Origin of the sequence: Metabacillus sp. Hm71 (assembly GCF_051842955.2) — a bacterium.
GTDB lineage: Bacteria > Bacillota > Bacilli > Bacillales > Bacillaceae > Metabacillus.
The window spans coordinates 2,201,539-2,214,495 of the sequence record NZ_CM200278.1; the positions used below are offsets into that span (position 1 = coordinate 2,201,539).

Consider the following 12,957-nt stretch of genomic DNA (forward strand, 5'->3'; position numbering starts at 1 on the left):
CATTTTAAAAATGTTGAGGGAGTGTCTCTCATGCATAGGGAATTTGATTCATATGAATCAATTAAAAAATGGAAAGACGATCATATTCATAAATTTGAATTTGACACAAAACAATTAAACGATTTCCATGATGAGATGATGAGGAGTGCTAGTAAGTTAGCACTCTTTCATCTTGAGAAAAACATTGGTTTACCTCCTTGTAACTATACTTGGTTTATTACTGGAAGCGGCGGCAGGATCGAACAAGGAATTATAAGCGATCAAGACCATGGTCTGATCTATGAAGAAGACACTGAACAGGCTGGCTTTTATTTTAAAAAGCTAGGAGAAGAGCTTTCAAAAGGTCTTCATGCCATTGGTTATCCTTATTGTGAAGGAAAGATCATGAGCTCTAACCCGCTTTGGTGTCAATCGTTTGCAAATTGGAAACAGCAACTTTTTAATTGGATGGAAGAACAAACATGGGAATCCATTCGTTACTTGCAAATTTTTTACGATTCTCGCAGCCTTGTTGGAGAAAAAAACTATGTGGATGAGCTTAAACAGTCGATATTTTTATATCAAAAGGAACATCATAAGCTTCTTCAGCGATTTTTAGATAATGTTCAGCATATTAAGCATTCAGTAGGTCTTTTGGGCCAGCTTTATGTTGAAACCGGAGGTAAGTATGAGGGCTGTATTGATATAAAAAAAGCAGCTTTTTTGCCATATGTAAATGCAGTTAGACTTTTGGCGATTAAAGAGGGGGTGGTTGAGACGTCGACCATAGAACGAATACACCGCCTTTGTGAAAATAAAACCTATCGTAATGAACTTCTTCAGTATCAGCAAAATTTTGAAAAGCTTCTTGATTATCGGCTTTTAGTATTTGCAAATGCTGAATCCTATGATGATATTCATTATCTTAATATTAGGAAATTGTCTAAACTTGAACGAAAAGAAATTAAAAACATATTGAAAGCCGGCAAAAAACTCCATCAATATGTTCAAGGGATAATCGAAAAAGGGTGTTATGAATGACATTTGACCCATTTTTTTTTATGAAAGGCATTCAAGGAAAGCTTGGTGGTTCACAAAGTGGACAAAGTCAACAGCAGGTTGCGTTTTTAAGGCAATTGCAACGTGAAATGAGAGTAGAGGAAACACTAAATATACCGCTGTCTGATTTAAATGTTATTGTTTTTGATATAGAAACAACTGGTTTTTATCCCGAGCAAGGAGATCAAATTATTTCAATCGGAGCTATCAAGGTGAAGGGTGATAAAATAAACGAGAATGAAACATTTTATTCACTAGTCAGAACAGATAAGCTGCTTACCGATGAAATTAGTCAACTGACAGGTTTATATGACACTCAATTACAGCAGGCTCCGCCATTATCAGAAGTCCTTTTTCAATTTTTTCAGTTTACACAAGACTATACACTCGTCGCCCACCATGCAAACCATGAGAAAGTATTCTTACAGCATGCATCATGGAAGTTATATCGTGCACCATTTAAGCATCGATTAGTTGATATGTCCTTCTTATATCGCATTGCTGAACCAGAGGTAAAGTTAATTACGCTTGAAGAATGCTGTGAGCATAATGGAATCCCGATTATTGGCAGACATCATGCGCTGCAAGACGCGAAATTAACTGCTCAACTTTGGAGCATTTATGTCAATAAGCTTTATCAAAAAGGCTGTGAATCGCTGAAAGATTTATATGAAGAGTTAACGAAAGTATGATAGGTATTAATAAATATGAAGATCAAATGAAGAAGACATCCTTCATTATGGTCTTCTTTTTTTTATACAAACCTCGTAAAAAAGCGTGTTTTTATTACATCGTTTTACAAGTCTTTACAAAAAATGAACAATTACCTACAGATTTATTTACATTCTCTTAGTACAATAATTTAGTAGTAGGAAAGTAATGGTATCTGAATAAAAAAATGGAAAGGTGGAAATGTTTTGAGGAAAAGATTGAATCGTATATTTAAGCGGAAAATTTTTTATGGTGCTCTGGCATCAACTCTAGCTCTAAGTGTATTTCCATTTTCATCATTGTCAGGCATTGCACATGCTGAAGATACACCTGTTACCATGAATGTAAGGCTTTTGGAGACGACGGATATCCATGCCCATATTATGGATTATGATTATTATGGGGACAAATCCGTCACAAACTTTGGCTTAGTAAGAACCTCTGCATTATTAAAGCAGCGTCAAGCTGAGGTAGAGAATAGTATTCTAGTAGATAATGGTGATTTAATTCAAGGAAATCCCTTAGGTGAATATGTTTATAAACAAGGATTAAGAGATGGAGAGGTTCATCCGATAATCGCTGCTATGAATCTATTGGACTATGACGCTGCAACCGTGGGGAATCATGAATTTAATTATGGCTTAGACTTTTTAAATGAAACGATGGATGATGCCAATTACCCAGTGGTAAACGCTAATGTCTTCCATGCAGGCAATCAAAATGATTACTATTTTAAACCTTATGAAATTGTTGAAAAAGAATTTGTTGATCATAATGGTGAAACTCATAAAGTGAAAGTTGGTTTTACCGGGTTTGTACCGCCGCAAATTAACGTATGGGATAAGAAGCATTTAGACGGAAAGGTTGTAACGAAGGATATCGTCGAATCTGCCAAAAAAATTGTTCCTGAAATGAAGGAACAGGGAGCAGATTTAATCATCGTTATTGCACATACGGGCATTGATCCAAATGAAGGTCAAAGCGGCTCTGAAAATGCTGTATTTGATTTAGCAAAACAGGTAGCAGATATTGATGCTGTTGTATCTGGCCATCAGCATAACCTCTTCCCAGGCGACTCAAGATTTAATGGGGCTGCAAATATTGATAATGAAAAGGGAACAGTTAATGGTGTACCAGTTGTCATGCCGAAAAACTGGGGGAGCCATTTAGGGATGATTGACCTTACTTTACAAAGAACTGAGGTCGTTAATGGCGAAGAGGAATGGGATGTCATTGATTCCAAGTCAACAGCCGAATCCATTTCAGGTGTTACTGAAAAGAACCAGGAAATGGTTGCTGCTGTAAAGAGTGCCCATGACGCTACTTTGGAATATGTCAGAAAAAGTGTTGGGACAACAACAGCTCCAATTAATAGTTTCTTTGCCCTTGTTCAAGATGATCCTTCCATTCAAATCGTAACAGATGCTCAAAGGTGGTATGCTGAACAAAAGTTAAAGGGAACTGGATATGAAGGAATGCCATTATTATCGGTTGGTGCCCCATTTAAAGCAGGAGGGAGAAATGGAGCCGATTATTATACAAATATCCCAAAAGGTGATTTAGCCATTAAAAATATTGGTGACCTTTACCTTTATGACAATACAGTTCAAATTGTGAAAATAACTGGTGCTGAAGTGAAGGAATGGTTAGAAATGTCAGCGGGTCAGTTCAATCAAATTGATCCTGCTTCAACAGAAGAACAAAGTTTAATCAATACAGAATTTCCAACCTACAATTATGATGTGATTGACGGTGTTACATACCAAATTGATGTAACAAAACCGGCTAAATATGATACTAAGGGAAACCTGATCAATGGTGAATCATCACGGATTAAAAATTTAATGTATGATGGCAAGCCAATCGACTTAGACCAGGAGTTTCTAGTTGTAACGAATAACTATCGTGCTTCAGGCGGAGGGAATTTCCCTGGAAATCTGCCTTCAAAGATCATTGAACAATTTCCAGATGAAAATCGTCAAGCGGTAATGAATTATATTATGGAAAAAGGCGAAGTAAATCCTTCAGCAGATAACAACTGGTCAATTGCTCCGATTTTTGGAAATGTAAACGTAACCTTTGAATCATCAACAGAAGCAAAGCAGTTTACTGAAGATACGGATACGATTAAATTTCTTGAAACATTAGATACTGGGTTTAGTAAATATAAATTAGAGGTAGGATCAGATAAGTGGAATCTTACGATTATGCATACGAATGATACCCATGCTCATCTGGACAATGTTGCCAGACGTGTTACTGCTGTAGAGCAAGTCCGAGCAGCTGCTGATCATTCGATCCTTCTTGATGCAGGTGATGTTTTCTCAGGAACATTATTCTTTAATCAATACCTCGGACAAGCTGACCTTGAATTTATGAACATGATGAAATATGATGCCATGGTACCTGGAAATCATGAATTTGATAAAGGGACTAGTGTTTTTGCAGACTTTATTAACAAGGCAAATTTTCCAATAGTAAGCGCTAATATCGATTACTCAGAAGACAGTCATCTAGGGCCATTATTTAAGGACAAATTCGCAAATTCAGGGGAGAAAGGGATTTATCCAGCAGCTATTTTGGATGTGGAAGGTGAAAAGGTCGGTGTTTTTGGATTAACGACAGAAGAAACAGCGATTCTTTCAAATCCTGGTAAGGATATTTCTTTTAATAATCATATCAAAAAGGCAAAGGAAACAGTAAAATTACTTGAAAATGAAGGCATTAACAAGATCATTGCCTTAACACATATTGGTTATAACAATGATAAGGTGTTAGCGGAAGAGGTTGAAGGAATTGACGTAATCGTTGGCGGACACAGTCATACATACCTCGAAGAACCAACAGTATATAACCAAGATACTGAACCGACCATTATTTTATCGGCACAAGAATACAGCTACTATTTAGGCAATACAAACGTAACATTTAATAAAAATGGTGTTCTTCAGGAGTGGGAGCAAAATCTGATCGATCTGGATGCACAAGATGAAAATGGTCAGTATATAATTGAGGAAAACGCTGCAGCTGCTCAACGTTTGGCTGAATTAGCTGAGCCGATCGAAGAATTAAAAAATCAAATTGTTGGTGAAACATCAGTATTCTTAAATGGTGAACGCGAAGATGTTCGTACAAAAGAAACAAATCTTGGAAACTTAATAGCAGATGGAATGCTTTGGCGTGCACAAAAACAAAATACTGGTGCCACAATTGCTATTCAAAATGGCGGTGGAATCCGCGCTTCAATTGATAAGGGTGAAATTTCTCTTGGAGAAGTACTAACGGTCTTACCGTTTGCCAATACATTAGTAACGCTTGATTTGACAGGTCAAGAAATAATTGATGCCCTTGAGAATGGAGTAAGTCAAGTGGAAGATATAGCAGGCCGCTTTCCACAGGTTGCAGGTCTAAAATTTGGCTATGATCCTGCAAAACCAGCTGGTAGCCGTGTTCATAGTGTGCAGGTTCAAACGGAAAATGGATTCGAAAAAATTAATCTCGGTGAAACTTACACAGTTGCTACCAATGCTTATCTTGCAGATGGAGGGGATGGCTATGCTTCATTTAAAGCTGCAAAAGAAGATGGCCGTATGACGGAACTGTTCATCCCCGATTATGAAGTTTTCCAAGAATATCTGAATGAAATAGGTACTGTAAATGCTCAAACTGAAGGCAGAATTACCATCGGAGCAGAGCCTGCAGAAAACCAAGGAGAAGATCCTGAAGAGCAACCTGGTAATGACCCTGTAAATGATAATGAGGAGAAAGATTCAGGTAAAGATAATTCAGCTTCAGGTAATGGTACCAAAAATAGTGATGTTCCTAATTCAGGAAATTCATTACCAAGTACTGCTACAAATATATATAATTTACTAGCAGCAGGTATTGTGATCATCGTCTGTGGTGTAGCCCTATTTTTTGTAAGACGTAAGACAAAGCAAGTCCAATCTTAATAAAACTTTAAAATTATAAATATTTTTATCATAAGTGGCAATCGAATGTGCTGGGCAATAATGAAATTGCCCAGCATATTTGTCTAAAAAATCGACTTTCTTACCCTTTGCTTAGATTCTTTTTCGTCTCAACTCGCCCATTCCCCATCATCAGGACGATAACAGCAGAAACGGCTATTGGAATTAATGCGAGCATAAATGTAGTTGTAATTGAGTCAGACATTGAATGGACAATTTTATCCAAAATGAAGTCAGGGATTTTCTCGCGTTCACCGGCTTGGAAGAGCTGTTGAGGGTCTCCGAGATTTAACGATTGTTGCCCTTCCATTTGACCACCTTGCATATTATTAAAAGCCTTCTTTATCTTATCTGTAAATACATTGTTTTGGATAACCCCAAATATCGTAATTCCTAAAGTCATTCCGAAGGATCTCAGGAATGAGTTCGTGGAGTTTGCTGTTCCACGATAGCGCGGTTCTAGATCGTGAATGGAAGCAGTTGGCAAAAGGGAAAAAGAAAAACCCATTCCAAAGCCAACGATAATCATGTAAATGGTTAATAACATCCGGCTTGTGTCAGGAGTAAGCGTTCCAAGCAAATACATGCCAATAAAATAGGAAATAACGGAAATGATCATCAAGTTCCTAAAGCTCGTCTTTGTCTGGAAAACACCGCCAACTCCACTGCCCGCGACAGACCCGAGCATCATGGGCATTAAAATAAAGCCAGCACTTGTAGCTGAACCACCGTAGACTGCTTGAACAAAAATTGGAATGAACACAGTTAAAATAATAAATGTACTTCCATATAGGAAGGCTAATAATTGAGATGTAGCAAAAAGTCTCTTTTTGAATAACCAAAATGAAATGATAGGCTCTTTTGCCACACGTTCAATAAAGAAAAATGCAATAAAAAAGATGGTAAAAATAACGAATAAACCAATGATCTGCACGGAATCCCATGCATATTCTTCACCACCTAACTCAAGGGCAAACATTAGGCTAACGACGGCAATCACCAGGGTAATCGCACCCCACCAATCTATTTTTTGTTTGCTGTGTTGTGGTGATTCTTTGTAGTTACGATAAATAATGAATAAAGAAACTAAACCAATTGGAATATTTACATAAAATATCCAATGCCAGCTTATGTACTCGGTAATATAAGCTCCTAATAGCGGTCCTAATACACTCGAAGCCCCAAAAACCGCTCCAAGGAGTCCTGTCATTTTTCCGCGTTTTTCTGGAGGGAAAATATCAAAGATAATGGTAAAGGCGATCGGCATTAAAGCTCCGCCGCCAATCCCTTGAATGGCACGGTAAATACTTAATTGCACAATGTTTTGAGCAAGTCCGCATAACGCAGAGCCTATTAAAAAAATAGCTAATCCAAAAATAAAGAACTGTTTTCTGCCGTACATGTCAGAAAGTTTACCGAATATCGGCATCCCAGCCATTGTCGTCACCATATATGCTGATGTAACCCAGACAAATTTGTTAAATCCGCCTAAATCAGAAACAATTGTTCCCATAGCAGTTGCTACAATCGTATTATCCATTGCCGCCATTAAGATAGCCAATAATAATCCGGCAATAATGAATCGTTGATTGCTTCCTTGTTCCATATATTTTTCTCCCTTCAACAATCATGATTAGATACGACTTGTTTCTTTTGTACTTCATCATTATATAACTCAAATTGTTAAAAGGAAAAGTTAGGATTTATAAATAACTCCAAAGCTTTAGAGTGCGCCAGAAACTCTGCTTAAAGACGGAGTGTATGCAATGGAAATCCACAGGTGAATTTATTGGGATAAAAAGAAAAGAGGCCAAGTGAAATTAAAATAGAATTCATTTAGCACTCTTACATGTAGAATATTTTTTCACCTGGCATCAAATCGAATGAAATAAGAATCTTGTTTTGTAGGAGAACGGCTCCCTCCTTTTGGTTCAATACTGACAATAATGTATTCAGCATCATCAATCGGTTTATTTTTTAGGTAAAGCTGTCCGCTTCTATCTAATAATTGTAAAATGCCTGCATCGTGTAATCCGTTATTTGTTTTTACCCATGCTTGGTAATCCTTGTTTTTTATGGGGATCAGTCCATCAACAAATAAATACAATTCCTCTGTTCGATTATTGACCCAGGAATATCCTTTTAAATGGTCGTTTGTCTCTGAATTCAATTCATAGAGATCTGTATCAGAATTCATTACAAACATCGTTTCTGATGAGGTTGGTTCAATTACTTTTTCCTGATGCTGACTATTTATGATGCCAAAGAAAGCTGCAACACATAAAGCGGCAATACTTGTTGTTTTCCAAATGAAAGTTGAACTGAGGAACTTTTTGTTCTGTTCAATTTGTACACCTTCTGTCCGTACGCTTGGGCCGTTAACAATGGAGCAGGTAGTTGGAGCGATTCCAAGCGCTCTTCCATTAAGCCAAAGTTTATTATTAATCACACCTCAGCTAATTGGATTAATAGCTGCTACTCTTCTATGTTTCGGCATATCTTATTTCCTATTTATGCGGAAAGAAATTCGTAACTAACTAGTCGATATAGCTAAACTAAAAAAGACTGTCGCTAAAGGTTATCCTATGTTAGACAGTCTTCTTTTTGAAATTTTAGTAGATTCCTTAGTAATTTTCCTATATCCAAAAAATAAATCCACTGATAAAGAAGTCTTGCTTTATTTTAACTCTCCTAAAGAGGGATGGAAGAACAATAACAAAAGGAAAATGATAGGTATAGAAATAATGATGGCAAATAATGGTTTTTTTATAATGGATTCTTAAGACGGGAAACATGATCATATTAGAAAGGAGTGACCACCAAATATTCCAGCCGTTTTCATAGATAAAATTCCCTCTTTTATTAAAGATAACTTCTGTTATCCAAAAGAAGAGAGCCCATGCCGCAATATATGCTGACCCTTTTATGCCAGAAGGAAAAAAATGAAGATAAACGTGTATCATGATCGGGACAACGATCAATGTAAAGGCAATTTCAATGATTGAATGTTTTAACCATGAAGGATATCCTTCATACCTCCATAAAGTATGCTGATAAAAGACAAAATTATAAAGGAGATTACAAATGACGTAGTATTGAATCGTTGGATAATAATCTTAGCTGATCGCGTCAATAAAAAGGAATACAATTAGGGTAAAAACAGTAATTATAAATAATAAGTACATAAAAGTCCTCTTATATTATATAATTCGTTAAAAGTATTTCCTAAATTTGTTAAACTATACACAAAAGCATAGGATGGTTTATAGGGTGAAAAAGTTCATTTGAGAATTCTTAAATAAGCTTTAATTGCATATCGTTTTAAAGGTATGGAAGTAACCTCATTTTGCAGGTTGCTTTTTTATTTTGTTTCTAAAGGAGCTTTAGGAGTGGTTGGAACAATAAGTTAAATGCGTATTTCTATCTTCTCATACAAAAGTCGTAGACAGATCGTCAAAAAGAAGGAGGCATCTTCCACCTAATGATGTGATTTTCAGAAAAATGAAATAAGGGCTAGAAAATTATTTCGATTGCCGATATATTTATTTGTATGCCGCCATATTTATAACGAATGTAAAAATTAAACAATTCGTCTTTTAGACGGGAGGAGTTTTCATGGAGACCTTTAAAAAATTGAAATCCTTTTATTGGCCTTATAAAAAGTATTTTTTAGTGTCACTGTTTTTTGTTTTATTTATCACCTCAATAACCGTTATTTATCCTATTGTCTTACAGCTAACAATTGATGAAATTGTATTAAAAGAGCAGTATGACTACATTCCATGGATTGTAATCGGGTTTTTATCATTAATGGCGGTAAAAGGATTTTCAGCTTTTTTTCATCAGTATTTAGGGGATATGTTTGGGATTCAATCTGTATATCGGCTGCGAAATGAACTATATGAAAAACTTCAACGTTTGCCTTTTGCGTATTACGACAATGCAAAAACAGGGGATTTAATGTCAAGGCTTACAGCAGATGTTGAAGGGTTCAGGTTCTTTTTATCATTTGGTTTTTCTGAGCTTGTTCGTTTCTTTCTTTTAGTTACAGGAACTTTAACCGTTATGTTTATCTATTCTGTTCCGTTAACACTGGTGACAATTGCTGCATTACCATTTTTGGCAATTGCTGTCTACCGTTTTGATAAAAGAGTACATCCCGCATTTCGGAATATCAGAAAATCATTTGGGAAACTGAACACAAATGTGCAAGAAAATATAAGCGGCATTCAAACAGTGAAAGCATTATCGAGGGAAGATTTTGAAATATCAAAATTCAATCAAGCAAATGGTCATTATAAAGATAATTATTTATCAACTTCATTAGTATGGGCAAAGTATTTTCCACTTATGGAGCTAATCGGAAACATTAGTGTTGTGGCCTTACTAGCATATGGAAGCGTTCTCGTTATGCGAGGAGGGTTACAGCCAGGTGAGCTTGTTGCATTTTTTAGCTTAGTTTGGTATTTGATGATGCCGATTATGCATCTGGGCTTTGTCATTAATATGTTTTCACAATCAAAGGCGTCAGGAGAACGCTTGCTTGAAATACTTGAAGCAGATGAAACGATTCGTGATAAAGACAATACAGTCGATGTTTCATCTATTAAAGGGCATGTAACATTTAAGAATGTCAGCCTTCGTTATAAGCAAGAGGATGCATTAGCACTTAATAATGTATCATTTGATGCCCCAGCCGGTAAAATCATTGGGCTCATCGGTGGAACAGGATCAGGAAAAACTAGCTTGACTCAATTAATGACAAGGTTTTATACCCCTACAAATGGTGAAATCTTTATCGATGGCAGAGATATATCTGATTATTCATTAAAAACACTTCGTTCAAATATAGGAGTGGTTTTACAAGAATCATTTCTTTTTTCATCAACGATAAAAGCAAATATTTCCTATGGAAGACCTGATGCGTCAATGGAAGAAATTATTGATGCAGCTAAACGGGCGCAAGCACATGATTTTATTATGGAGCTTCCAAATGGGTATGATACAATGCTTGGTGAACGAGGAATGGGACTTTCAGGTGGGCAAAAACAACGGATTTCTATTGCAAGAGCGATATGTGTTGATCCTAAAATATTAATTTTGGATGATTCAACAAGTGCTGTTGATATGACAACAGAATTTAATATTCAAAAAGCGTTAAAAGAAGTCATGAAGGGAAGAACAACGTTTATCATTGCTCACCGGATTTCTTCCTTGAAGCATGCCGATGAAATCCTTGTTCTTGACAATGGTTCCATTATTGAAAGAGGAACACATGATGAGTTAGTCGAGAACCAGGGATACTATAAAAGAATTTATGATATTCAATATAAGGACCAGAAGGCTGTTCTTCAGTCTACTGTAGGGTAGGTGTGATACATGAAGAATCAAGATAAAAAGCTGGTTATTAAGGAGCGTTTCCGCTATTCAACCGATACCGTTATTGATAAGCCGTTTAACTGGAAACAGATGTGGAGGCTGTTAAGCTACTTAAAGCCTTATTCAAAAAACCTGTTGCCGCTTGCTTTTCTTGCTGTAATTGTTTCTGCTGTTGTTCGGTTAACAGCTCCTATTTTAATAGGGAAATATACGCTTGACCATGCTATTAAAAATAATGATATGAATCTATTAACGATTCTTGTCATCACCATTGCAGGATTGTACGTATTATCTTATTTAGCAAATACGTTTCGCATAAAATGGATGAATATGCTTGGGCAAAACGTCATTTATGATTTGCGCAAAGATTTATTTACACATGTTCAGTCTCTTTCACATCGTTTTTTTGACCAGAGATCCGCCGGGTCGATTTTAGTAAGAATCATGAATGATATCAATTCCTTACAAGAGCTGTTTACGAGTGGAGTTATTAATCTATTAATGGATTTTTTCCTGCTCATCGGGGTTGTTGTTCTTCTATTTACACTAAGTCCGGAGCTTACTCTTGCCATTTTGGTCATTGTTCCGTTAATGTTTTTTATTTCAACAAGCTTGCGAAAAAAAATCCGCCGCTCATGGCAAACGGTGAGATTAAAGCAGTCAAAGCTGAATTCTCACTTAAACGAGTCAATTCAAGGAATTCGTGTTACTCAATCGTTCACACAAGAAACAGAGAATATTGAGTTTTTTGATGGTGTGAATACTGAAAATTTTCAGTCCTGGAAAAATGCAACGAGGCGTAATGCGATGTTTACGCCAATGGTAGAGATGACAAATGCGATTGGTACAGCCATTTTACTCTGGTTTGGGGCAACTCTTATCTCAAGCGGTTCGATTACAATTGGTACATTTGTTTCCTTTGCCTTTTATTTAGGAATGTTCTGGGAGCCGATTTCAAGACTTGGCCAGGTATATAATCAACTTTTAATGGGGATGGCTTCTTCGGAACGGATTTTTGAATATATGGATGAAAAACCGATTGTTGCAGAGGCGAAAGATCCTATCTATCTTAAAAATATGGAAGGCAAAATCGATTTTGAATCAGTTGAATTTGCCTATGATGAAACAAGAAAGGCATTAAATCAAATATCTCTTTCAATCGATGCTGGCCAAACCGTTGCTCTAGTTGGCCATACAGGCTCAGGAAAAACAACTATTGCCAACTTAATTAGCCGCTTTTATGACGCGACTGCTGGTGAAGTGAAAATCGATGGAATTAATATTAAAGAACTTTCTATTGAAGACTTAAGATCAAAAATAAGTGTGGTTCTTCAGGATACGTTTATTTTTTCTGGAACGATTCTTGATAATATCCGCTTTGGTCGTCCTACTGCATCTGATGAGGAGGTTATGGAAGCAGCGAAAGCTGTTGGCGCAGATGATTTCATTCAACAATTATCAAACGGATATTTGACAGAGGTTGAGGAAAGAGGGAATGTCCTATCTGTCGGAGAGCGGCAGTTAATTTCCTTTGCAAGAGCATTGCTTGCTAATCCAACCATTATCATTTTGGATGAAGCAACAGCGAGTATTGATACAGAAACAGAAATCAAAATACAAAAAGCGTTAAAAACCTTATTAAAAGGACGTACAGCAATCATGATTGCGCATCGGCTTTCGACTATTCGTGAGGCAGACAATATTATCGTACTTGATCATGGAAATATTATGGAACAAGGAAATCATGAACAGCTGATGGACCGAAGAGGAATTTACTACGGACTTGTTAAGGCGCAATTTAATATGCTTGATGTTGGCTAAGAGATGGAGTTTTCATCTCTTATTTTTTTGCCGTTTA

At 36.5% G+C, this 12,957-nt stretch carries 8 protein-coding genes; 5 read left to right on the forward strand and 3 right to left on the reverse strand.

What is annotated here, in order from left to right; all coding sequences use genetic code 11:
* Positions 1-30: 30 nt before the first annotated feature.
* The 3 genes from ACSVDH_RS10385 to ACSVDH_RS10395 all read left to right on the forward strand — a co-directional run bounded on the left by ACSVDH_RS10385 (position 31) and on the right by ACSVDH_RS10395 (position 5,702).
* Complete coding sequence (locus tag ACSVDH_RS10385) at positions 31-1,020, forward strand: DUF294 nucleotidyltransferase-like domain-containing protein (RefSeq protein ID WP_299086768.1); 990 nt, start codon at positions 31-33, stop codon at positions 1,018-1,020.
* Entirely contained in the window at positions 1,017-1,730 is a 714-nt protein-coding gene (locus ACSVDH_RS10390; protein ID WP_439249365.1) for an exonuclease domain-containing protein, read from the forward strand. The genes ACSVDH_RS10385 and ACSVDH_RS10390 overlap by 4 nt, the downstream gene beginning before the upstream one ends.
* A gap of 225 nt (positions 1,731-1,955) precedes the next feature.
* Positions 1,956-5,702 (forward strand): bifunctional 2',3'-cyclic-nucleotide 2'-phosphodiesterase/3'-nucleotidase, encoded by a 3,747-nt coding sequence (locus ACSVDH_RS10395; protein WP_439249366.1) that lies wholly within the window; start codon positions 1,956-1,958, stop codon positions 5,700-5,702.
* A gap of 100 nt (positions 5,703-5,802) precedes the next feature.
* Here ACSVDH_RS10395 and ACSVDH_RS10400 read toward each other — a convergent pair whose 3' ends face one another.
* The 3 genes from ACSVDH_RS10400 to ACSVDH_RS10410 form a co-directional block, all read right to left on the reverse strand.
* Complete coding sequence (locus tag ACSVDH_RS10400) at positions 5,803-7,326, reverse strand: MDR family MFS transporter (RefSeq protein ID WP_439249367.1); 1,524 nt, start codon at positions 7,324-7,326, stop codon at positions 5,803-5,805.
* A 258-nt stretch (positions 7,327-7,584) separates the two neighbouring features.
* Positions 7,585-8,169, reverse strand: a complete 585-nt coding sequence (locus ACSVDH_RS10405) for an anti-sigma factor domain-containing protein (RefSeq protein WP_439249368.1) — start codon at positions 8,167-8,169, stop codon at positions 7,585-7,587.
* Between the two features lie 187 nt (positions 8,170-8,356).
* Positions 8,357-8,821: a CBO0543 family protein gene (locus ACSVDH_RS10410; protein WP_439249793.1), complete on the reverse strand. Its 465-nt coding sequence runs from the start codon at positions 8,819-8,821 to the stop codon at positions 8,357-8,359.
* Between the two features lie 514 nt (positions 8,822-9,335).
* On the opposite strand from ACSVDH_RS10410, the gene ACSVDH_RS10415 reads away from it, so the two are divergent.
* Positions 9,336-11,090, forward strand: a complete 1,755-nt coding sequence (locus ACSVDH_RS10415) for an ABC transporter ATP-binding protein (RefSeq protein WP_439249369.1) — start codon at positions 9,336-9,338, stop codon at positions 11,088-11,090.
* 9 nt (positions 11,091-11,099) lie between these two features.
* Positions 11,100-12,920 carry an ABC transporter ATP-binding protein gene (locus ACSVDH_RS10420; protein WP_439249370.1) on the forward strand — a complete coding sequence of 607 codons (1,821 nt, stop codon included), beginning with the start codon at positions 11,100-11,102 and terminating at the stop codon, positions 12,918-12,920.
* Positions 12,921-12,957 lie beyond the last annotated feature (37 nt).

What these genes read in the sequence shown, in the direction of transcription:
- ACSVDH_RS10385 (WP_299086768.1), top strand. Translation starts at nt 31, where the DNA reads ATGCATAGGGAATTTGATTCATATGAATCAATTAAAAAATGGAAAGAC.
- ACSVDH_RS10390 (WP_439249365.1), top strand. Translation starts at nt 1,017, where the DNA reads ATGACATTTGACCCATTTTTTTTTATGAAAGGCATTCAAGGAAAGCTT.
- ACSVDH_RS10400 (WP_439249367.1), bottom strand. Translation starts at nt 7,326, where the DNA reads ATGGAACAAGGAAGCAATCAACGATTCATTATTGCCGGATTATTATTG.
- ACSVDH_RS10415 (WP_439249369.1), top strand. Translation starts at nt 9,336, where the DNA reads ATGGAGACCTTTAAAAAATTGAAATCCTTTTATTGGCCTTATAAAAAG.
- ACSVDH_RS10420 (WP_439249370.1), top strand. Translation starts at nt 11,100, where the DNA reads ATGAAGAATCAAGATAAAAAGCTGGTTATTAAGGAGCGTTTCCGCTAT.